Origin of the sequence: Conservatibacter flavescens (genome assembly GCF_002795425.1) — a bacterium.
GTDB lineage: Bacteria > Pseudomonadota > Gammaproteobacteria > Enterobacterales > Pasteurellaceae > Conservatibacter > Conservatibacter flavescens.
Map to the genome: position 1 here is coordinate 16,987 of NZ_PHHA01000032.1, position 23,536 is coordinate 40,522.

A 23,536-nucleotide genomic window follows, 5' to 3' on the forward strand; every position below is an offset into this window, starting at 1 on the left:
GAGGAGAATATGATGATTGCCGGAAATATGAAACATTTAACCTTAGCGACATTGCCAAAATCGCTTTATGAAATCTTATCTCATCCTAAATTCAGTTTGGAAAAATTACAATCCTTATCGGACGGTAAATACCAAATTGAAGGGGCAAGCTGGTTTTGCAATGTCGGTGATTCTCAAACTTCACCCGCTGAAACCCGTCATACGGAATTTCACGAAGATTACTTGGATATTCAATTAATTTTGAAGGGGGAAGAAATTATCAACTACAGTTTAACCAATGCTATCGGACAAAGTGCGGTCGAAAAAAAGCCCGATTTATATATTTTGGACAATCCGATGCTGACCAACGGTATTTTGCTACGCGAGGGGGATTTTGTCACATTTTATCCCGGTGAGCCACATCAAGCGCTCTGTATGGTAAACGAACCCGCGGTGGTGAGAAAAGCCGTCTTTAAAGTACCCAAAGAAATCATATAACCGTTAAACGTCTGTTAATGGCTGACGTTTTATTTGTAATGCGATGAACAAACACCTCAATCAACGCATTTGTTTTATCAAAATACTTTAGAGGGATATAATGTTATTACCTGTTATTGCCGTCATTGGCGGTTTATTACTTTTAATTTGGGCCGCCGATCGCTTTGTAGACGGTGCGGCAGCGACGGCTCGTCATTTCGGTATGCCGCAGTTGTTAATCGGAATTGTGATTATCGGTTTTGGGACATCTGCACCGGAAATGATCGTGTCGGCTCTTTCTGCCATTAACGGCAATCCGGGCATTGCACTGGGTAATGCCTATGGCTCAAATATCACCAACATCGCTCTCATTTTGGGTTTAACCGCATTAATATTGCCGTTAGCGGTAAATTCACAGGTGTTAAAATTGGAATTACCTATTCTGATTTTAGTGACCGCACTTTCTGCTTTTTTGGTTTATGACGGCAATATTACTCGCCTAGATGCTTGGATTTTGCTTGGTGTATTTTTCGTTTATATGGCTTGGACGATTTGGACCGGCTTACATAATCGGGAGGATAGTCTGGCTGATGATGTAAAAGAAGAATTACAGGAGCAAGCCTATATGTCACTCGGCAAAGCACTGATGTGGGTTGTCATTGGCTTGGCGTTATTAATGGGAAGCTCGCAGTTACTGGTGTGGGGAGCAGTCGAAATCGCCCATTACTTCGGCGTAAGTGATTTAGTGGTCGGCTTAACCATCGTGGCAGTCGGTACATCATTACCTGAATTGGCTTCGTCAATTGCAGCTGCCCGCAAAAATGAAGTCGATTTGGCAGTGGGTAATATTATTGGTTCAAACCTATTTAATACGCTCGCCGTCGTTGGTATTGCAGGAGCTATCTCACCCATGCAGGCAGGACAGGAAATTTTTACCCGCGATATGCTTGTGATGTCGGTATTAACGGTATTATTGTTGATTTTTGGCTTAGGTAAAAAAGGGGAAATTAACCGCTTTAAAGGATTAATTTTCTTACTTGCCTATATCGGTTACAACTTCTATCTGTTTAAAACGGCGATTTTAGCTCCATAAAATTTGTCAAATATCCACCGCACTTTTAAAGCCGTTTGGGATGCCGAACGGCTTTTTATGTATTTCACAAATGATTATTTTGTCCGGTTTTTTATCATAAAAACTGGACAAAATAAACAATTCAGATATAGTACTAAAAAAGGGGAGGGAGCATGAATATAGCAAAACAAGTTAATCAGCTTGTCGAGAATTTAACACAGGGCATGGTATTTACCTTTCACGATGTTCTTACCGATGATCAGAAAATAGAAGCAACAATTAAAGCACTAAACAGAATGGTTCAAAAAGGACAGCTGGCAAAGTTATCTAAAGGTAAATATTACAAACCGGAAACTTCTATTTTTGGCAATTTATTACCAATGCAAGATGAAATTGTCAAAGATTTACTTTGGAAAAATAACGAGCCTATCGGTTATCTAACCGGATTGCAGCTCTACTTAAAGTTAGGTCTTACGACCCAGCTTAGCAATATAATTGAAATTGGAAGAAATCACTTTAAATCACCACTAAAAAGGAAAAACTATAGAATTTCATTTGTAATACAAAAAAATGCCATTACAAAAGAAAATATCTACTTATTACAATTACTTGATGTTATAAAAAATATAAAGAAAATACCTGATTCGGAATTAAATGATGTCATTAATCGGTTACTTGATCTTATGAGTCAGCTAAATAATGCGAAATATAAATGTTTGATTGAATTATCTGAAAAATATCCACCATCTACGAGAGCATTATTAGGTACTATACTGGAAACATTGAGGCCAAATTTAAAACTCATAGCATTAAAATCATCACTTAATCCAGCAACAAAATATCGCCTATCTGGTATAACTGAAATACTTCCTCTAGCAAAAAAATGGGGGTTTAAATTATGAACTTGCATGAAAATGATCAATTATTCAGAGAAGCTATTGTTTATACTGCAGAAAAATTAGATATCTCGCCTATTTATATTGAAAAAGATTATTGGGTGACTTTAATTCTCCATACTATTTTTAGTAACAGTGATGTTGCTCATTCGACAGTTTTCAAAGGAGGAACATCATTATTAAAATGCTATAACTATATTCAACGATTTTCTGAAGATATTGATCTAGTAATATTAAAAGATAGCTACGAAACCGATAATCAATTAAAAAATAAATTGAAGAAAATAACAAGATTAGCATCGGATAAACTGCAAGAACATGAGATCCCCCAAATTACAAATAAGAAAGGCAATATCCGAAAAACAGCACATATTTATCTGCATTTATTCGATGGCAATTATGAACAAGTAAGAGAACACATTATTCTTGAAGCCACTTGGCTAGGTTATTTTGAACCCTATACTAAACGCCCTATTATTTCATTTATCGGACAGATACTCTTAGATAACGGTCAGGAAAAATTAGCAGAGGAATATGATTTACTTCCTTTTGAAGTTAATGTACTAGAACCAATACGCACATTATGCGAAAAAATAATGAGCTTAGTCCGTTTTTCCTATACACCGAGATATATTGAAGATTTAAATCTCAAAGTCAGACATATTTATGATATTCATCAGCTGTTATCTTCGCCCAAAATCATGTCTTTTTTTGAATCAGAAGATTTTGAGAGCATGTTGCTTAAAGTCGCCAATGATGATATGTTAAGTTTTAAAAATAATAACAAATGGTTAAAACATCATCCCGCTGACTCTTTTATGTTTAAAGATATTCAAGATTCTTGGGCGGCAATTAAAAATACCTACCAAACCATATTTAAGCATATCGTTTTTGGTGAATTACCCAATAATGAAATAATTCTGCAAACATTACAAAATGTATCCGACAGATTAAGAAAAATTAACTGGGAAATTCACTCTCTTATACAGGAGTAAAATTTATGTCAGAAAACCGCCTGGAACAAATCCTTCTCTATCTTAAAAACCACTCTATTGCAACCGTTGAACAATTAGTGAAAGTGACCAATTCATCACCAGCAACAGTTCGGCGAGATTTAATTAAATTAGGGAAAGAGGGAACCATTTTACGAACCCATGGTGGAGTGAGTTTGAATCAGTTTATTCCCCATCAGCCAACTACTCATGAAAAATCTCATAAGCAGATCGCTGAAAAAGATCGCATTGCAGAGTATGCAGCTTCATTAGTATCACCTGGTAATTCTATTGTGTTAGATGCGGGTACAACAACCTTGATGATCGCTAAAAAAATTGCTCATATGTCGTTACGCGTGATTACAACCGATCTCCATATTGCGTTGTTGCTGTCGGAATATAAGCAAATTGATGTGATAATGACGGGTGGGCGTATTGATCATAGTAGTCAATCTTGTATTGGGGCGCATGGTGTGACGTTACTGCAAAATGTGAATCCTGATATCGCATTTGTGAGCTGTAATTCTTGGGATATAACAAGAGGGGTCACAGCACCTACGGAAGAAAAAGCTTATTTGAAAAATCGTTTATCAATTAATGCTCAACGTAAGGTTTTGGTTGCCGATAGCAGTAAATATGGCAAATACTCATTGTTCAATGTTTCTTCGTTAACGGACTTTTCTGATATTATTAGTGACAATGGATTATCTGATAAACAACGAAACGAAATATCAGATCATTCGTTTAATTTGGTGTTGGTGTGATTTTAAAGCGGGTGTAATAAAAAAGCGAACGGACGTTCGCTTTTTCAGATGTATAGATTACAAAATATTTTCAAACTCTTCCATTACGGCTTTCGGCCATACGCTTGATTGAACTTCTCCAATATGGCGTTTTTGTAATAACAACATTGTTAAACGTGATTGCCCTATTCCGCCACCAATTGATTGAGGCAAACGACCGTTGATTAAGTCTTGGTGCCAATCAAATTGCAAACGCTCTTCATCTCCTTTGATCGCTAATTGGCGACGTAATGCTGCTTCATCAACTCGGATTCCCATTGAAGAGAGTTCAAAAGCGCGCTCTAACACGGGGTTCCAAACTAAGATATCACCGTTTAGTCCTTTATATTCCCCTTCTGATGGCGTAGTCCAATCATCATAATCTGGTGCACGTGCATCATGTGGTTTTCCATCTGATAACTCTCCGCCAATCCCGATGAGGAAAACTGCGCCATATTCTTTACAAATCGCATTTTCACGCTCTTTATCGTTCATATTTGGATAACGTTTCACTAAATCTTCGCTATGTACAAAGGTAATCTCTTTTGGTAAAAATGCGTTTAAGCCAAATTGCTTTTCAAGGGCCATTTGAGTTTCTAAGATAGCGGAATAAATAGAATTCACGGTTTCTTTTAAATACGCTAAATTACGGCTTCCCTCTGGCATAACACGTTCCCAGTCCCATTGATCAACATAAACTGAATGTGTTTGATCTAACGAATCTTCGTCAGGGCGTAACGCTTTCATATGGACGAATAACCCTTCGCTCGGTTTAAATCCAAAACGCGCTAGGGTATGACGTTTCCATTTGGCTAAAGAATGTACGACCTCAAAGGTTGCATCTGTGATCTGCTTCACATTTACTTGCACCGCTTTCTCTGTACCAGAGAGATTATCTTGAATCCCGTTACCAACTTGGCTTAAGATTGGGCCTTGAACTTCAATAATACCTAAGTGTTTTATTAGCTGCTCAGTAAATGTGTTTTTAACAAAGCTAATTTCTTGTTGTTGTAAAATAAATGACTTTTTCATTTTGTTGCCTTTTCGTTCTTAAATAGCATGTACTTAGTACATTTTCGTCTTGCATATTATTTAATAACACTAGACAACAATTCAACTCTTTTATTAAAATTTAATGGACCTGATATAAAAAACATAATAATTAGGGTCATTTTTTAAATAAAAACTAAAACGGAGCGAAATATGTACCAAATTGATAACTTAGATCAACAAATTCTCCGTGTATTAACCAAAGATGCACGTACTCCTTATGCTGAAATGGCAAAGAATTTTGGTGTCAGTCCTGGAACTATTCATGTTCGGGTAGAAAAAATGCGCCAAGCAAAAATTATTGAAGGTACAAAGATTCGCATTAATGAGCGTAAGCTAGGTTATGATGTTTGTTGCTTTATCGGTATTATCTTAAAAAGTGCTAAAGATTATGAAAAAGTTATTAGCAAACTTGAAGCCTTTGATGAAGTAGTTGAGGCGTATTATACGACAGGTAACTATTCTATTTTTATTAAAGTGATGACTCGCACTATTGAAGAATTACATTCGGTTTTAGTCACTAAAATTCAATTAATTGATGAAATTCAGTCGACTGAAACGCTTATTTCCATGCAAAATCCTATTTTGCGTGACATTAAACCATAAAAATTAAAAGGAGATCATATGTCAGAAGTTTTTCATCTTGGGTTAACTCAATCCATGCTTGACGGGGCAAGCCTTGCTATTGTACCTGGCGCACCAGAACGGGTAGAGCGTATCGCTCGTTTATTAGATAACCCAAAATTTCTAGCCTCAACCCGTGAGTTTACTTCATGGCTTGGTTATATTAATCAACAAGCGGTGGTAGTATGTTCTACGGGTATTGGCGGCCCTTCGGTATCTATCGCGGTTGAAGAACTCGCTCAACTTGGCGTAAGAACTTTTTTACGAATCGGTACAACCGGTGCGATTCAACCACATATCAATGTAGGTGATCTTTTAATTACTACCGGTGCGGTGCGCCTTGACGGTGCAAGTTCACATTTCGCACCAATGGAATATCCTGCCGTTGCAGATTTTCAATGTACAACGGCACTTTATCAAGCAGCACAAGCTCATGCCAGTCAAGCTGTTCATGTTGGTATTACTGCGTCTTCTGATACCTTTTATCCTGGACAAGAACGTTATGACACTTATAGCGGTAAAATTTGGCGGAAGTTTCAAGGTTCACTAAAGCAATGGCAAGATCTCAATGTGATGAATTTTGAAATGGAATCTGCCACGTTATTTACGATGTGTTCGGCTTTAGGCTTACGAGCAGGTATGATTGCCGGTGCGATTGTTAACCGCACTCAACAAGAAATTCCAGATGAATCGCAGCTCAAACATATTGAACAAAATGCGGTTGAAGTGGTGGTTAAAGCGGCTGAAAAGCTTCTTGTCTAATCTAATTCGGGCCTCGTCCCGAATTATCCTTTCAACTCTTGTTTTAATTTATCTAACAAAGCCTCACAACAGCAATCCAATAAGCGATGGGTTTCCTCAAAACGATGAGTATACCAAGGATCAGGAATATGATCATAACCAAGATCCGGGCAAAGCGCGGTAATTTTAAATAATTTTTTTGGATGTTTGCCAAATATGCGCTCTAGATCACGCAAGTTACTGTTGTCCATTACAACAAGATAATCAAAATTCTCCCAATCTTTTAACCGCACTTTTCGACTCACAAAATCATTACTTCTAATTTTCAGACGATCCAGTACATCTGCTGTACCACAGTGCATACCATCACCATCATTTTCACCTGATGTGCCTGCACTTTCCACATAAATAGCATGAGATAAATTCGCTTTTTCAACTTTATCTCGCATTAAATACTCAGCCATCGGTGAACGACAAATATTACCTAAACAGACAAACAATACTTTTATTTGGCGCATATGCACATTCCTTTTCTTTCTCATTTTAAATACTCAATAAATATGACATCTTTTTGAAAAAAATCAATTTCCCTTATTCAATCCATTGAGACACTATCCATATTTCTTTACAATAACTTATTCACTAATCAGGAGAAAACACATGGATAGACGTCGATTTATTCAATTAAGTACCGGAGCAATGTTAATTCTCGGTATGCCCGCTTATAGCTTCTCAACAACAGCCACCACACAAGCTCAATTGCGTGTGATTGCCACCACAGATCTACATAGCTTTTTAACCGATTTCGACTATTACAAAGATGCGCCTACGGAAAAATTTGGTTTTACGCGCGCAGCAAGCCTAATAGAGCAAGCTCGGAAAGAAGTTAAAAATAGTGTATTAGTGGATAATGGTGACTTGATTCAAGGGAATCCCATCGCAGACTATCAAATGGCTGTAGGTATGAAAGCTGGAAACCCCAATCCGGCAATTCAAGCATTAAATGCATTACATTATGATGTCGGCACATTGGGCAATCATGAGTTTAATTATGGTCTCGACAACCTGCACAAAATTATCAAAGAAGCGACTTTCCCTATGATTAATGCAAACGTTGTCAAAGAGGGAACGGAAACCCCGCTTTTCCAGCCTTATTTTATTCAGGAAAAACAGATTGTTGATAATAATAATAATGAGCAAAAAACAATCAAAATTGGTTATATCGGTTTTGTTCCGCCACAAATCATGGTTTGGGATAAGGCACATTTGCAAGGCAAGGTCGAAACGCGTGATATTGTTAAAACTGCGCAAAAATACGTTCCGATACTTAAGGAACACGGTGCTGATATTATCATTGCCTTAGCCCACACTGGTCCTTCCCTCGCCCCTTACCAAGAAGGTGCTGAAAATGCAGCTTTTTATCTTGCTGACGTAGAGGGAATTGATGCGGTGATATTTGGTCATGCCCACGGCTTATTCCCTCATAAAGAATTTGAAAGCCGTCATATCAATTTAGATAAAGGCACAATCAATCAGGTTCCAGCGAGTATGGCAGGTTATTGGGGAAATCATATTAGCGTTATCGATCTGAATCTTGCGGCACAAGACGATAAATGGGTTGTGGTCAGTGGTGAGGCGGCATTACGTCCTATTTACGATGCTGCACAAAAGAAAGCGAATGTAAAAACTCACCCTGAACTTACCGCACTTTTACAGCCCGTACATGAAGCCACTCGCCAATTCGTCGCCCAACCCATTGGCAATGCCACAGCAGATATGTTCAGCTATTTGGCCTTAATACAAGACGATCCGACTATTCAAATTATTAATCAAGCGCAAAAAGCTTATGCTGAAAATATTGCACAATCCCTACCAGAACTGGCACACTTGCCCGTATTGAGCGCAGGCGCGCCATTTAAAACCGGTGGGCGTAAGAATGATCCATCAAGCTACACTGAAGTCCATAAAGGCCAACTCACTTTCCGTAATGCTGCGGATTTATATCTTTATCCAAATACTTTAGTGATGGTAAAAGTGACAGGTGAAGAATTAAAAGAATGGCTTGAATGTAGTGCAGGTATGTTTAATCAAATCAATCCTACGTTAGATAAACCACAAAGTTTACTGAATTGGGACGGGTTCCGTACCTATAATTTTGATGTGATTGATGGTGTAAAATATCAATTTGATGTTACCCAGCCGGCTCGTTATGATGGTGAATGCAATTTAATTAATCCAACCGCGCATCGTGTCATAAATCTTACATTTAATGACACTCCGGTCAAACCAAGCGATGAATTTATTATTGCAACCAATAATTATCGCGCCTATGGCAATAAATTTCCTGGCACGGGTGATGATCATATTGTCTTTGCTGCACCTGATGAAAACCGTCAGATTTTAGCTAATTTTATTGCAGAACAAAGTAAATTACATGGTCATATTAGCCCTGCTGCTGATCATAATTGGCGTATTGCGCCGATTAATTCTGAAGTGAAGTTAGATATTCGCGTGGAAACATCACCAACGGAAAAAGCAACAGCTTTTATTCAAGAAAATGCGCAATATCCAATGAAATTGATTGATAAAGATGAAACAGGCTTTGCTATCTATCAAGTAGATTTAAGTCAATAATCGGTAGTTTACTATTGCACAGAGTTCAGCCCTTTTAATTTGGGGCATTGTAAACACAAAAGGAAAGGTCAATGCCTTTCCTTTTAACTCACTTAAAGTGCGGTCAAAATTACAAAATTTCTTTCGCTTTTGCCACTACGTTTTCCACAGTGAAGCCGAACTCTTTGAATAATAAATCTGCAGGTGCGGATTCACCAAAGCTGTTCATGCCAACAACACGGCCATTTAAACCAACATATTTATACCAGAAATCAGAGATTTGCGCTTCAATGGCAACACGTTTGGTCACATTGCTTGGCAACACTTTTTCGCGGTATGCCGCATCTTGTTTGTCGAACACATTGGTGCTTGGCATTGATACGACACGTACTTTTTTGCCTTCTGCGGCTAACACATCAGCAGCTTTCATGGCTAATTCTACTTCAGAACCTGTCGCAATTAAGATGAGATCTGGGCAATCGCCTTTTTCACAGCATTCACGTAAGATATAACCCCCGCGTGCAATATTCGCCAACTGCTCAGAAGTGCGGTCTTGTTGCGCTAAGTTTTGACGAGTGAAAATTAATGCACTCGGACCATCTTTACGCTCTACTGCGGCTTTCCATGCAACTGCAGATTCCACTTGATCCGCTGGGCGCCAAGTTTCCAAATTCGGAATTAAGCGAAGTGCTGCGGTTTGCTCAACTGGTTGATGGGTTGGGCCATCTTCACCTAAGCCAATTGAATCGTGAGTATACACAAATAAAGCGCGCTGTTTCATTAAAGCAGCCATACGAACGGCATTGTGTGCATATTCCATGAACATTAAGAAAGTTGCACCATAAGGGATAAATCCACCATGTAATGCGATACCGTTCATAATCGCGCTCATACCAAATTCACGTACGCCATAGTTAATATAGTTACCATCTACATTTTCAGTTGCGCGAATCGGTTTAGAGCCTGACCATAAGGTTAAGTTAGAACTTGCTAAATCCGCAGAGCCACCTAAAAACTCAGGTAATAAATGGGCATAAGCTTCAATGGCATTTTGTGAGGCTTTACGGCTTGCAATGCTTGCTGGATTTGCTTGTAATTTTTCAATAAAGGCTTGGCTTTCTTGCGCCCAATTTACCGGCAAGTCGCCTGCTACACGACGTTTAAACTCTGCCGCTAATTCAGGGTGTGCTTTAGCATAAGCCGCAAATTTTTCTTCCCATGATTTTTCAGCCGCTTGGCCTTTGGTTTTAGCATCCCATTCAGCATAAATATTTTCAGGAATTTCAAAAGGTGCATAATCCCAGTTTAACGCTTTACGAGTTAATGCAATTTCTTCATCACCTAATGGCGCACCATGACAGTCATGAGAGTTTGATTTATTCGGAGAACCATAACCGATAATGGTTTTACAAATAATTAAAGTCGGTTTATTGGTTTCAGCTTGCGCCTGTTTAACTGCATTAGCAATGGCTTCGCTGTCATGTCCGTCAATTGCCGGAATCACTTGCCAACCATAAGATTCAAAGCGTTTTTGCGTATCGTCAGTAAACCAGCCTTCAACATGACCATCAATAGAAATGTTATTATCGTCGTAAAACGCAATTAATTTGCCTAAACCTAGCGTTCCAGCTAATGAACAAGCTTCGTGAGAAATCCCTTCCATTAAGCAACCATCACCCAAGAACACATAAGTATAGTGATCCACAATGTCATGACCCGGACGGTTAAATTGACCGGCTAAGGTTTTTTCCGCAATCGCCATACCCACAGCATTGGTAATACCTTGACCTAATGGACCTGTCGTAGTCTCTACGCCCGGTGCATAACCATATTCAGGGTGTCCGGGTGTTTTAGAATGTAATTGACGGAATTGTTTTAAGTCTTCAATAGAAAGATCATAACCAGAAAGGTGAAGTAGACTATAAATCAGCATTGAACCATGCCCGTTAGACAATACGAAACGGTCACGATCTGCCCAAGTTGGGTTGGTCGGGTTGTGTTTTAAGAAATCACGCCATAATACTTCCGCAATATCTGCCATGCCCATCGGTGCACCAGGATGTCCTGATTTGGCTTTTTGCACTGCATCCATACTTAAAAAACGGATAGCATTGGCTAACTCTCGACGATTTGTCATATTTGCTCCTAGTTTTAGTTTTCTTTAAATGATCTTGCTAGATTCTACACTACTTAATCTAAAAAGTAGCCATTTATTTGTGTATTTTTAAATAAAATACTTTAAGCATGTGATAACGCATCTTTTATGAGATGATAAAATGCATTAGCCTCCCACGCACTACGTCCAACAAATAGCCCGTCAATATGTGATTGTACAATCAATAAATTCGCATTTTGAGGGTTCACACTACCGCCATACAATACTGGAATTTTTTTACTTTCTTCTCCAAATAATTCCAATAAACATTGTTTAATCACCGCGTGTTTTTCATTGGCATATTCAGGCGATGCCGGAATACCGGCAGTGCCAATTGCCCAAACAGGCTCATAGGCAATACGCAATAATGGCAGTTGCTCTGCTGTTACCCCGTGCAAACCGATTTTTAATTGTGTACGGAGAACTTCATCTGAAATATTATAATTTTTCTGCTCAAGGGTTTCACCCACGCATAATAAGGTTTTAAACTGGTGTTTTAATGCTGAAAGTACTTTTTCATTTTCTTCCTGATCAGTCTCTTTCATGATATGACGACGTTCAGAATGCCCGATCATGACCAACTCGACCCCGAGTTCTTTTAACATTATTGGAGAAATTTCACCGGTAAATTGCCCATTATCATTTGGATTCATATTCTGTGCGCCAATGCAAATTCCATGATTTCCCCCATGAGATTTAACGGTCTCGATGGCATCTTTTAATGTGGTGTACGAGGGAATAACGAAAAACTCAAGGGAGTTTTCTGCGGGAAATGTATTCACTAAACAGCTAAGATCTGACAGGTAATTCACAACATCAGCATTACCTTTATACATTTTTAAATTCGTGCCAAAATAAATTTTTTTTGCTTTCATAACTGATATCCTTAAATAACAAAAGGTGGGCGATTTCCCCACCTATTTCATCGTTTCGCTCTAATTTTCATTTAATTGTGCTAGCAACGCGTTATACACTTTATTGACGACCCCAACACCAAAAATAATTTGGTATTGTCTAGTCATAGAAAATAACCCTTTGACACTCGCGATTTTCTCAATCTGTGCTTTATTAATCTTTTCTTCATCATTAGGTACAACGCGTATTCTTGTGGCACAATGGGTAAGTGCGGTAATATTTTCTTTGCCCCCTAAATGCTCAATCAAGGTTTTCGCAATCAGCGCATAATCCATTCCATCAGCATGATCTGGCTTGTTTTTAATAAGCACTCGACAAGGCGCCCCGTCAGTATTTTCAATGGCAATCGGGATCATCAATGCATCAATTTCCGAACTGATAATTTTATCGGTATTGCAAATATATTCCACTAATGTGACTCCCTTCATCAATAAATGATGATGTGTCACATGCTTACTTAACGGCTTTTCCATTGTACCGGTCAGCCAACCGCGAATTGGATAATCTTGCGGAAAATCGAACGCGATAATTTCAATATCTTTTGTGGCTAAATAGGCAGCGCCATCATCAGTAATATACGGTGAATTTCCCCAAAACGCTTTTGAGTTATAGCTGTAATGGCTATCCCAACAAGTTTTAAAGATAAATTTTCGGTACTTTTGCGTAGCTGGCCAAATGCCAGCTAGGACTTCAGCGGTGATGGCAAAATTATCGGTAATCATGTCAGCGAGATCTAAAACATGAAACTCACCGATAAAAACTTCAGGGGCGATATCTAATATATTATACGCGCCTTTTTGAATATGACTTAATGCATCCATATGAGTGAAAGCATGACAGGAGACTTGTAATTGCGTAGCCTCAAATAGATCACCTTGTTCAAAATTTCCTTTTTTTTCTACCGCACTTTGCCAACGGACATGATTGGTTGAAATCGGCATTGATAAATCAATCCATTTATTCATAGTTTATCCCTTACTGAAATAATAAATTTGGTAAAAATGTACTGAATTCAGGTACCATGATGAGCAAAATCAGTAACCCAAGTAAGGAAAGTAAATAAGGAATACTTTCTTTTAACACTTTTATCGGTTCGCATTCTGCGATATTTGCTGAAAGGAAGATCAAATATCCCACTGGCGGTGTGACTAAACCGATCATAAGATTTAAAATAACCACCAAACCAAAGTGAATAGGATCGATCCCAAATTGGTTCACAATCGGCATAAATACTGGCACAAGAATAGTCAACGCTGCTGTCGGATCCATTACCATACCGATAAACAATACAATCAAATTAATCAGTAATAACGCTTCAAGAGGGCTATCACATACAGAGGCAACCCAACTTGCCACTTGATGACTGATTTGAAGTCTAGCGATCATCCAAGCAAAAATAGACGAAGCACCCACAATTAACATCACCGTAATTGTTCCTTTCAATGAAGAAATAAGCGCTTTTTTCAATCGTTCAAAACTCAGTTCTTTATAAACGAATGTGCCAACCAAATACGCATAAACGACTGATACTGCTCCTGCTTCTGTCGCAGTAAAAATACCTGAGATAATACCGTAGAGAATAATAATTGGACAAAGTAATGCCCAGATAGCATCTTTAGCACTGTCCTTGACTTCACTCCATTTAAATTCTGTCGCTTGATTACCATACTTATAAATTTTACTTAGCACGAATGTGACGAGAATAAGTGTTAAGGCGATCATTAATCCCGGAATAATTCCCGACATAAACATTTTTCCAACAGAAACGCCAGCCCCAGCTAACGCAGCAAATACAATCATTGGAACACTTGGCGGAATAATCGGCCCAATAATTGAAGCGGATTGAGTAAGTGCCGCTGCAAAAGGCGCAGGATATCCGCTTTTCTTCATAGCAGGAATAAGTGAACTACCGATTGCAGCTGTTGATGCAACTGCAGAACCACTGATAGAACCGAAAAATAAACTGGAGAAAATATTGATATAGGCCAAAGAACCTTTCCAGCGCCCAATAATTGATGTGACAAAGCGAATAATACGACTGGTAATTCCCCCGACACTCATTAATTCTCCGGCTAGAAAGAAAAAGGCGAGCGCTTGTAATGCATTGGTATCAAGCCCTTGCATAACCTGTTGTGCCACAATTGTGACAGGCACATATGGCAAAAACCAAAATAATGTAACAATAGAGGCAAAAATAATACTATAAAAGAGCGGTAGTCCTAATACAGTTAGTACAAACATCACTCCAAGCAACACAATAAATGACATTATAATTCTCCTACCACTTTAGTTTTTGCCAATGATATAAATGCAATGACGATACGAACCATTTCTAAGGATAAGCACACAATAAACGGCACATACACCCAAGAAATAGAAATTTTAAACGCAGAATAATAGCTGTTGATATTCATCTCATATAATTTCAGTCCACCTTTTACTAATAAAAATAGACAGAACAACATCACAATATAAAGCAATGAAGAGAGCAACCAGCCGTATTTAAACCGCTCAAAAATCATAATGCGTAATAATGGCACTTGAATTTGTGTTGTCGTCAAAATACCGAATAAGATCATATAGGTATAACAAAACCGTAAGAACTCTTCGGCCCAAGGAAACGATACATTGATCACATAACGCGTAATGACTTGCACAAACGTCATCAATACAATAATGAGAAAAAAGAGGCTTCCTAATGATAGAAACGTCTTATTTATAAAATTCTCATACTTTTCAATCATAAAAGCAGCCCCTTTCTAGGTTTAAAATATATTATTTTGTTTCTGTCACTTGATTAATTAACTCATTACCAAATTTCTTGGCATAATCATTCCAAGCTTTTTTCGCTCCATCTTGGAAAGAAGCAATATCTGGTGAAGCTTCCACTTCCATACCTTGTTCTTTAAGCTTTTCAAGATAAATTTTATTTTCCTCAAGATTCAGTTTTTTCTCTAATTCAGCGCCCTCTCTCGCAGCCTGTAATAAAATTTCCTGATCTTCTTTGTCCAAATAATTGAAACGATCCAAATTCATCGCCATTGGCGCAGCCGTATAAGCATGATGAGTTAAAGAAAGATATTTTTGCACTTCCTGCAGATTGTTGTTATAGATGTGGTGAACGGGATTTTCTTGTCCATCAATCACACCGGTTTTTAATGAGAAATACACTTCATTAAACGGCATTGGTGTTGGATTCGCGCCCCATTCTTTAAAAGCAGCGATATGTGCAGGATTCGGGGTGGTGCGTAATTTTAATCCCGCTAAGTCAGAGGCATTTTTAATCGGCTTTTTGCTATTAGTAATATCTCGGAAGCCAATTTCATAAAACGCCAATCCTTTTAGACCTGATTTTTCAAGTGATTTCAATAAATTATCACCCACTTCACTATTCAATACTTTTTCTACATGGGCTTCGTCTCTAAATAAAAAAGGCAGGTCAAGTAAATTTAGCTCTTCATTAAACGTGGTGTAATACGGGTTTCCCACAACAACAATATCAATGGTTCCCATTCGAGTTCCGTCAATTTGTGTTCCAGAAGGACCTAATTCACTATTTGGGTGTAATTTAATGGTAATACGCCCGTTAGATAACTCATGAGCACGTTTCGCCATGAATTCCGTTGCTTTTGTTATGGTATCATTTGGTGAACCATAGTGGCTTAATGCTAGTGTATGTTCACCTGCAGCGAAAACCGATGCTGAAAACATTAATAATGCTGTTGCTGAAAGAATATTACGCTTTTTCATAATTACACCTTTGTATTTACTGTCAATCATAAAGAATGTTCAAAACATTAACGGCTATGATATTTCTTATCAATTTCATTAATTTTAGCGACTTTCGGGGCAGAACCTCCGCCAGCAAAATCACACTCTAACCATACTTTTAATAAGGATTTGGCCAATTCCACGCCGATAACTCGCTCACCAAAACAAATTACCTGCGCATCATTACTTTTTCTTGCTCGCTCTGCTGAAAAAACATCATGACAAACTGCTGCGCGCACGCCTGGTACTTTATTTGCCGTAATCGACATGCCGATACCCGTTCCACAAGTTAGAATTGCACGATCATATTTTCCATCTGCCACAGCCAATGCGACAGCCTCCGCCACATCAGGATATAGCACAACATCGCCAGCACCGGCACCAAAGTCATCATACTCAATACCTAATGTATCCAAATATTTCATCAGCTCCACTTTTAAGTTATAAGCTGCTTCATCACATCCAATTGCAATTTTCATTTTTTTCTCCTTAGCTATACTTTCGATAAATTCAAAATGGTATTCACGTTACTTGCACTCGTTGCAATAATATTGATAATGCCTGTTCTCAACGCACCTAAAATTGCCATCGCTTTTGTGCTTTCAGAAGCAATGCCGATAACACAGGGAATAGCACGCAGATCTTCCAAACTCAAACCAATCACACGATTATTCATGACGGTATCAATAGGTTCACCCTGTAAGTTAAAAAAGCCATAACCAGCAATATCACCGATTGCGCCTTGATGAATTTTGGCTTCTGTCACTTCCTGGGGCGTAAACCACCCTAACTGCACCATGTAACTGTTTTCATTCATATCACCAATACCCACCAACGCAATATCCGCTTTTCGAGCGCGATCAAGGGTTTCTTTAATTACACCGTTTTGCATAAATACATCACGGAATGATTTATCCTCTAAATACGCCGGCGCATAAAGTGTTTCATTGATACCATTAAACTTACGCGCTAAATTACGGCAAGTATGATCGGCATCAACTGGCTCACCATTACGCTGTACTCCGCCAATCCCACAAATAAACTTGCATTGCTTATCTGGGAAAATACCAACATGTTCCCCTACCGCAGCAACGTTACGCCCTTGCCCAATCGCAACTGTCATGCCATCTTTTAAGGTATTGGATAAATAACTGCTTACCAAAGCAGCCACTTGTTTTCGCTGATCATTTTCATTATGTTCATCAATCGCAATTAATGCCCGCTGAATCCCAAATTCATCGATTAATCTTTTTTCTAATTGCGAAGTAAAAACCGGATGATAGCGAACATTAATTTCAACAACACCTTCTTGCCTTGCTTTTCTTAATAAACGCCCGACTTTAATTCTGGAAATATTAAATTTCTGTGCAATTTCTTCTTGAGTTAATTCATGCTCATAATAAGCAATGGCAATTTCAGTCAATAAACTTTCTTCTTTTAAATCCACGTTCATTACCTCACAAACCTAAATCAAACTATCAATATATCCTTTGGATTGAATCAATGTTGCTTCAATCACAGATAAATCAACCGCTTGTTCAAACCGTTTAGGTGTAGAATCTAATTCACGATAAATTCTTAAAGGAATTTCAAAGCTACAAGGAATGGCTTTTTGTTTTAATGCAGAAATGACCTGCGTATAATCAATCATTCCTTCACCAAGCGGAACAAAGCGGAATTGATTCTCGAGAATGCTGACATCTTTAATATGAAAATGCTGGCAATATTCTAACGATGCTAAAGATTGTTGAACGACATCAAGTTGTTTATCGTAAGTAACCATATTGCCCGGATCGAAATTCATGGCGTAGCAATCCGTACCCACCTCATTAAGCAATTCAACACCATCTTCTAAGGTAACAAAAGCATTAAAGTTATAATCCCCTGCATTTTCCAAACATAAGATACAACCGGTTTCTTCTAAAGTAGATCTCAGTGATTTTAAGTTTTCAATTAACTTTGTTTTATTTTCGAGTTTAGTGGTACAGACATTAATATATTTTGCCCCAATGAGTTGAGCAAAACGTAAACGAGGTAAGAAAATGTCGGCTAATCCTTCCGTAGATAAATCCATCGTGCAACCTAAAGCCAATGTGGATAATGCATATTTTTCTTTCAATTGATTCACTAAATTCGCATTTTCAACACTGAATAGATCTTGATTTAGATTGCCAACATAGCCTTGGTTATAGGCCAATTCAAAATAATCAAAACCACATTTTTTGATTGATGCAAGTGTGGTATCCAAATCATATCCATCATAGATAGAAGTATTTACTGCTAACTTAAGGTTATTGCTCATTTTCTTCCCCATTATTTATTGATAAACGTTATATCTTCATTTTGTAATATTTTTTGGCATTAGCAAAAAATAATTTATGTTGATCTTCAGGGCTATAATCTTTTACCGCCTCTTTAAAACCGGTAAAAATGGTTTCTAAATCACCGCATAAACTATCCACAGGGAAATTACTCGCAAACATCGCTCGATCTGTACCAAAAATTTGAACAGTCTCTTGCACAATCCAGCGATTGTCATTGATATCCCATTTTTTATCCGGCAAACCAATACCAGAAATTTTAACCACAATATTAGGAATATCGGACAATAATGACATTGCCTTATGCCATTCTTTCAATCCTTCAGCAGAACGATCATAAGGAAGTCCCGTATGGTTTAAGATAATCAATGTATCAGGAAAATCTAATGCCAGTCGTTTTGCTTCATGCAAGTTCCACCAAGGCGTTTGCAAATCAAAATTCAGCCCAAATTTGGCCAAAAGCGCATAACCCTGGCGCCATTTTTCATCACTCATTAAGGTTCTAATGCCAGACTGCGCCTCTGCAGGAGATAATGCACCGGCTGGTTTATGTCGTACACTTCTGACTAAAGGATACTGTGATTGCGCCTTTAACACAGCCTCTACATCATCGGCGTGTAACCAAGCCTGCGCAACAACAGCATTCGGCATGCCATATTTTTCTGCCACCGTATGAATGTATTTGGTTTCCCCCATTGGATCTTTAGGATCCCATTCAGCATCCACATAAACCGTTGCAACGACATTATGTTTTGGTGTGGCATCTTTTAAATAATCCGGTGGCAAGTATTCCCGTTTAATAGCAGAATAATCACCGTATCTAAAAGGAATTAAAACATCTGGAGCCAACCAAGGGTGCGGATTAATTTGCGGCTGCCAAAAATGTTGATGCGCATCAATCATAGGTCCATCATATAATTTAGCTTCCATAATGCGTCTCCTATCTGTTTTGTTTGCTTAACTGAATACTTAACGTACCAAGAATATAAACAATCGAACAACCGGCAAAAAAGAATAGTACGTTATTGTAGTCATTAGTTTGTTGTAAAATAAACCCAACTAAGATCGGCACAACAATGCCACCAATACTACCTGCCATATTCATAATGCCGCCCACAATCCCAACTTTCTCTTTAGGAGCAAGTAATGCAGGGAAACTCCAATATAAACTTCCCCACATTAAGAAAAAGGCAGCAATTGATAAAATTGAAATCGCGACTATGGCATCATTCATTGTTGGTAATAAATAAAATGCAGCTAATGTACTCAATCCTGAAATAGTTAATACACTCTTAATGGCGATACGCTGCGCGAGACCACGTTTTACAAGAAAATCGGAAAAGAAACCGCCACAAAGGGAGCCCAAAGCACCACAGAGAAAAATAATGAATGTCGCACTACCTACACCTTTAATATCAAAACCACGTGCTTGCGCGAGATAACTTGGCCCCCAAGTGAGCAAGCCGAAAAACATCATCGCCCAAGCTGCCCGACCAAATAAAATAGCCGTTAATGAGATTTTTGAGATACCAATTCCACGAGAAACTTGCTCAGAATTGACCGCACTTTTTGGCTCTTCAGATCTACCTTCGGTAATCAGGTTAAGCTCAGCTGCATTAACGGAAGCATGTTCTTGGGGAATATCACGTAAATATTTCCAAGTCACAACGCCTAATAACATCGTGATAATACCAATAATGGCAAACACAATTCGCCAAGAACCAATTTCGGCAATCATATAAGCGATAATGATACCACCAAGCGCAGCGCCCAATGGGCCGCCACAGTCCATAATCACTGCGCCACGACCACGCTCTTTCGAAGAAAGCCAGGTTGCATTGAGTTTACCACCAGCCGGGAATAGCGGCGCTTCACCGGCGCCTAGCATAAAACGAGATAACAGTAAGGAAATCCCTCCGGTAGAAAATGCGGCTAACGTTTGAAATAATCCCCATAATACCGTTGAACCCGTTACAATTTTTCGTGGACCAAATTTATCAATTAGCCAGCCACCTGGAATTTGCAATAAGGCATAAGCCCAGAAAAAACTACTGAGAATAATTCCTTGCATAGTAGGAGATAAATCAAATTCTGCAGCAATAGTCGGCATCGCAATCGAAAGGGAAATTCGATCAATTAAATTCACCACTACCAACAAGAAAATGATACAGAATACTACCCAACGTACATTTGAAGCTTTAGTTTTCATCATCTTATTCCTCCATTAATACAGTAAATCCACCATGCCAACTGTAAGTGCAGGTATATAAGTCACTGCCATTAGCGTGATAAATAAGACGAAAATAAACCAGACATTATCTTTTGTAACACTCCAGATATCTTTTTTAGCAATTGATGAAGCTGTAATTAATACACTCGCAACTGGAGGGGTTTGCTGCCCAATCGCAATATTTAACGTTAAGATAATACCAAAGTGAATTGGATCGATACCTAACTGAGTAATAAGTGGCATCACAATCGGCACAACCAAAATAATAGCTGCAGCGCCATGTAAAAACATACCAATCACAAACAGCATCACATTCAACATCATTAGCACGATATATTTGTTATCAGATACCCCTAAAATTGCGGATGCCATTTGTTGTGGGACTTCTTGTTCCGTTAAAAAAAGACCCAACACTGCAGAAGTGGCAACCAATAACATCACTACAGAGGTGCCGTTTACGCTCTCTACTAACGCTTTATACAACGCAGAAAAACTTAACTCTTTATAAATAAAGAATCCAATTAACAAGGCAAGTAACACCGCTAACCCTGCTGCCTCTGTTGGCGTTGTAAACCCAGAAATAATGCCACCTAAAATAATCGCTGGTAATGTTAATGCCCAAAATGCTTCTTTAAATGATGAGCATAATTTACGTAAACTAAATGCTTCCTCTCTCGGTAAGTTATATTTGACTGCGTAGTAATAACACACAATAAACATTCCTATAGAAGCTATTCCTCCCGCTGCAAGGCCTGCAATAAAGAGCTTTGAAATAGACACATCCGCCATTGCACCATAAATAATCATTGGCAAAGATGGGGGAATAATAACGGCTAAAGAGGCGGACGATGAAGTGACCGCAGCAGAAAATGCCGCTGTATATTTACGTTTCTTCATCGCTGGAATTAAGATAGAACCAAGAGCTGCAACATCAGCAACCGAAGAGCCGGAAATTTCAGCAAATATCATAGACACGCCGACATTTACCATTGCTAACCCACCTCGTACAAAGCCAATTAATGCATTTACGAAGTTAATTAATCGAACGGAAATGCCTCCCGTATTCATTAACGCACCCGCTAAAATAAATAGTGGAATCGCTAATAATGAGAAGTTTGATGCACCATCAAACACCGATAATGCCATATTGTAAACTGAATCAAAGCTTCCTGTGGCTAACATTCCAAGTAGAGAAACCACCCCAATCGCGACAGCAATTGGCACATTAATCATGACAAGTAAAATTAATCCCACTAAAACTAAGAAAGCGATCATAGTAGTTTCTCCTTAGCCATTTGCATATCAGCATTTTCATTCACATCTTTTAAAGCCTGTTCAATCTCCTCATCATCTTGCGTTTTTCCATCTAAAACCGCTTTAAACGCTTTAGGCATAGACAGAATTTCTGCGATAATAAATAAGACACAGCCAATGGGTAATGCTGACTGACTGACGGCCAATGGAATAAAATCTAAACTCGTTAATGTTTCTTCCCCAAAGATAGCAAGGATATAAAAACCAGCCCATGCTAAGATAGCAAAGAAGCCAATGACTAAAACTTCATTACAAACAAACACGATCTTTTTTAAATGCAAAGGCAATGATGCGACTAAATTACCAAAACCCATATGGCTGCGATTTAACGCACATAATGCGGCACCATAAAATGTTAACCATGCGAGTAATATCGCTGATATTTCATCATACCAATACAATGACATACCCATAAAACGCGCAAAAATAGAAACAATAATAATTAATGTCAATGCGGATAAAATTAAAACGGATATAATAGTCAAAAGCTTTTTAACTATATTAAATAAGACATCCATAAGATGATCTCCATTCAGTCTTTTCTATTTAATTGCTGCTTGAGTTTTTTCTAATAACATCTTTCCATCTTTAACAGAGGAAACAAACTCATCATAAATTGGCTTACTTGCTTCAATAAATGCAGGAATATCTGCATGATTTAATTGCATACCACTTTCAACTAACTTTTTCTCTAATTCAAGCTCAGCTTTTTCTGCTTGTTGATATCCCCAAATTTGAGATTCTTTAGCTGATTGTTCTAAAATATCTTTCACTTCTTGTGGAAGTTTTTTATAAGATCTTAAGCCGACAGTTAAATAGGAAGGCGAATAGACATGATTTGTGATGCTAAGATATTTTTGCACCTCTTGTAATTTTGCCGCATAAATATTGGTTAATGGGTTCTCTTGTCCATCAATAACCCCTGTTCTTAAGCCAATAAAGACATCACCGAATGGAATTGGTGTTGGATTTGCTCCCCAAGCTTTAAACATTTTTAAACGCCAAGAACTATTTGGGGTGCGAATTTTTAAACCTTTGAGATCTTCTGGTTTGTTTATTGGACGTGTGCTATTAGTGATATTTCTGAAACCGTTTTCCCATAAGCTAATAATTTTATATCCTTTTTTCTCTGCTTCTGGCGCGATATAAGGATAGAATACTTCTGTTTCTACTTTTGCTAATTGTTGTCGATTTGTAATTAAAAATGGTAATTCAAAAATCGCTAGCTGTGGAATATTTGTCGCTAACGTAGAAGAAAGCAACGCAATATCAATAGTGCCTAATTTTAATTTTTGTTGTGTATCTTTATCAGAACCTAATTGACCAGAACCAAAAAATTTGAGTTGATAATCTAGTTGAGCTTTTTCTAATTTTTCATTGGCTGTATCAACAAAATGTTTAGTAGTGTCATATTGCAAAGATCCTAAACTTGCAGTTGTAGACACAATTAATTCTTTTGCTTGTAAAGAAGAACTCATAAAACCTAAAGAAAGTATTGATGCTATAAATAATTTTTTTAATCTCGCAGAGCTCATAATTAAATCTCCTTAAAGTTATTACTTATGAAATAATGATTTAAATTATTATTAGCCAGAATCTAATAT

24 protein-coding genes are annotated in these 23,536 nt (G+C 38.0%); 8 read left to right on the forward strand and 16 right to left on the reverse strand.

Going from position 1 to position 23,536, the window contains the following annotated elements:
• Positions 1–9 precede the first annotated feature (9 nt).
• From CVP05_RS11295 to CVP05_RS11315, 5 genes are all read left to right on the forward strand, one after another.
• The gene (locus CVP05_RS11295; protein ID WP_243389242.1) at positions 10–477 is read left to right on the forward strand and encodes a NanQ anomerase/TabA/YiaL family protein; all 468 of its coding nucleotides are present in this window, start codon (positions 10–12) and stop codon (positions 475–477) included.
• A 100-nt stretch (positions 478–577) separates the two neighbouring features.
• Entirely contained in the window at positions 578–1,549 is a 972-nt protein-coding gene (locus CVP05_RS11300; RefSeq protein WP_100289672.1) for a calcium/sodium antiporter, read from the forward strand.
• A gap of 152 nt (positions 1,550–1,701) precedes the next feature.
• Positions 1,702–2,430, forward strand: a complete 729-nt coding sequence (locus tag CVP05_RS11305; RefSeq protein ID WP_100289673.1) for a type IV toxin-antitoxin system AbiEi family antitoxin domain-containing protein — start codon at positions 1,702–1,704, stop codon at positions 2,428–2,430.
• Positions 2,427–3,419 (forward strand): nucleotidyl transferase AbiEii/AbiGii toxin family protein, encoded by a 993-nt coding sequence (locus CVP05_RS11310; protein ID WP_100289674.1) that lies wholly within the window; start codon positions 2,427–2,429, stop codon positions 3,417–3,419. Before CVP05_RS11305 ends, CVP05_RS11310 begins: the two co-directional genes overlap by 4 nt.
• 5 nt (positions 3,420–3,424) lie before the next feature.
• Complete coding sequence (locus CVP05_RS11315) at positions 3,425–4,180, forward strand: DeoR/GlpR family DNA-binding transcription regulator (protein WP_100289675.1); 756 nt, start codon at positions 3,425–3,427, stop codon at positions 4,178–4,180.
• Positions 4,181–4,237: 57 nt separating this feature from the next.
• On the opposite strand, the gene asnA is transcribed toward CVP05_RS11315, so the two are convergent.
• On the reverse strand, positions 4,238–5,230 hold the full coding sequence (gene asnA, locus CVP05_RS11320) for an aspartate--ammonia ligase (RefSeq protein ID WP_100289676.1): 993 nt from the start codon (positions 5,228–5,230) through the stop codon (positions 4,238–4,240).
• A gap of 171 nt (positions 5,231–5,401) precedes the next feature.
• Between asnA and asnC the strand changes: the two genes are divergently transcribed.
• A complete protein-coding gene (gene asnC, locus CVP05_RS11325; protein ID WP_100289677.1) occupies positions 5,402–5,854 on the forward strand; it encodes a transcriptional regulator AsnC in 453 nt (150 codons plus the stop codon).
• Between the two features lie 18 nt (positions 5,855–5,872).
• Positions 5,873–6,634 carry a uridine phosphorylase gene (gene udp / locus CVP05_RS11330; RefSeq protein WP_100289678.1) on the forward strand — a complete coding sequence of 254 codons (762 nt, stop codon included), beginning with the start codon at positions 5,873–5,875 and terminating at the stop codon, positions 6,632–6,634.
• Between the two features lie 23 nt (positions 6,635–6,657).
• Here udp and CVP05_RS11335 read toward each other — a convergent pair whose 3' ends face one another.
• Complete coding sequence (locus CVP05_RS11335; protein ID WP_100289679.1) at positions 6,658–7,131, reverse strand: low molecular weight protein-tyrosine-phosphatase; 474 nt, start codon at positions 7,129–7,131, stop codon at positions 6,658–6,660.
• A 142-nt stretch (positions 7,132–7,273) separates the two neighbouring features.
• On the opposite strand from CVP05_RS11335, the gene cpdB reads away from it, so the two are divergent.
• The gene (cpdB, locus tag CVP05_RS11340; protein WP_243389243.1) at positions 7,274–9,247 is read left to right on the forward strand and encodes a 2',3'-cyclic-nucleotide 2'-phosphodiesterase; all 1,974 of its coding nucleotides are present in this window, start codon (positions 7,274–7,276) and stop codon (positions 9,245–9,247) included.
• A gap of 109 nt (positions 9,248–9,356) precedes the next feature.
• Here the strand turns inward: cpdB and tkt are convergent, their stop codons facing one another.
• The 14 genes from tkt to CVP05_RS11415 form a co-directional block, all read right to left on the reverse strand.
• A complete protein-coding gene (gene tkt / locus CVP05_RS11345; protein WP_100289680.1) occupies positions 9,357–11,363 on the reverse strand; it encodes a transketolase in 2,007 nt (668 codons plus the stop codon).
• 101 nt (positions 11,364–11,464) lie between these two features.
• On the reverse strand, positions 11,465–12,256 hold the full coding sequence (tpiA, locus tag CVP05_RS11350; protein ID WP_100289681.1) for a triose-phosphate isomerase: 792 nt from the start codon (positions 12,254–12,256) through the stop codon (positions 11,465–11,467).
• 60 nt (positions 12,257–12,316) lie between these two features.
• Positions 12,317–13,261 carry a cyclase family protein gene (locus tag CVP05_RS12850; protein WP_279324789.1) on the reverse strand — a complete coding sequence of 315 codons (945 nt, stop codon included), beginning with the start codon at positions 13,259–13,261 and terminating at the stop codon, positions 12,317–12,319.
• 10 nt (positions 13,262–13,271) lie between these two features.
• Positions 13,272–14,564: a TRAP transporter large permease gene (locus CVP05_RS11365; protein WP_100289682.1), complete on the reverse strand. Its 1,293-nt coding sequence runs from the start codon at positions 14,562–14,564 to the stop codon at positions 13,272–13,274.
• Positions 14,564–15,040, reverse strand: a complete 477-nt coding sequence (locus tag CVP05_RS11370) for a TRAP transporter small permease (protein ID WP_100289683.1) — start codon at positions 15,038–15,040, stop codon at positions 14,564–14,566. Before CVP05_RS11370 ends, CVP05_RS11365 begins: the two co-directional genes overlap by 1 nt.
• 31 nt (positions 15,041–15,071) lie before the next feature.
• Positions 15,072–16,046 carry a TRAP transporter substrate-binding protein gene (locus CVP05_RS11375; RefSeq protein WP_100289684.1) on the reverse strand — a complete coding sequence of 325 codons (975 nt, stop codon included), beginning with the start codon at positions 16,044–16,046 and terminating at the stop codon, positions 15,072–15,074.
• A gap of 47 nt (positions 16,047–16,093) precedes the next feature.
• Positions 16,094–16,546, reverse strand: a complete 453-nt coding sequence (gene rpiB, locus CVP05_RS11380; RefSeq protein WP_100289685.1) for a ribose 5-phosphate isomerase B — start codon at positions 16,544–16,546, stop codon at positions 16,094–16,096.
• A 14-nt stretch (positions 16,547–16,560) separates the two neighbouring features.
• Positions 16,561–17,514, reverse strand: a complete 954-nt coding sequence (locus tag CVP05_RS11385; protein WP_243389244.1) for a sugar-binding transcriptional regulator — start codon at positions 17,512–17,514, stop codon at positions 16,561–16,563.
• A gap of 18 nt (positions 17,515–17,532) precedes the next feature.
• Positions 17,533–18,369 (reverse strand): sugar phosphate isomerase/epimerase family protein, encoded by an 837-nt coding sequence (locus CVP05_RS11390; RefSeq protein WP_100289687.1) that lies wholly within the window; start codon positions 18,367–18,369, stop codon positions 17,533–17,535.
• Positions 18,370–18,397: 28 nt separating this feature from the next.
• Entirely contained in the window at positions 18,398–19,318 is a 921-nt protein-coding gene (locus CVP05_RS11395) for an amidohydrolase family protein (RefSeq protein ID WP_100289688.1), read from the reverse strand.
• Between the two features lie 10 nt (positions 19,319–19,328).
• Positions 19,329–20,600, reverse strand: coding sequence for an MFS transporter (locus CVP05_RS11400; protein WP_100289689.1), 1,272 nt, complete (start codon positions 20,598–20,600; stop codon positions 19,329–19,331).
• Between the two features lie 12 nt (positions 20,601–20,612).
• The gene (locus tag CVP05_RS11405) at positions 20,613–21,893 is read right to left on the reverse strand and encodes a TRAP transporter large permease (protein WP_100289690.1); all 1,281 of its coding nucleotides are present in this window, start codon (positions 21,891–21,893) and stop codon (positions 20,613–20,615) included.
• Positions 21,890–22,450, reverse strand: coding sequence for a TRAP transporter small permease (locus CVP05_RS11410; RefSeq protein ID WP_100289691.1), 561 nt, complete (start codon positions 22,448–22,450; stop codon positions 21,890–21,892). Before CVP05_RS11410 ends, CVP05_RS11405 begins: the two co-directional genes overlap by 4 nt.
• 24 nt (positions 22,451–22,474) lie before the next feature.
• The gene (locus CVP05_RS11415) at positions 22,475–23,467 is read right to left on the reverse strand and encodes a TRAP transporter substrate-binding protein (protein WP_100289692.1); all 993 of its coding nucleotides are present in this window, start codon (positions 23,465–23,467) and stop codon (positions 22,475–22,477) included.
• Positions 23,468–23,536 lie beyond the last annotated feature (69 nt).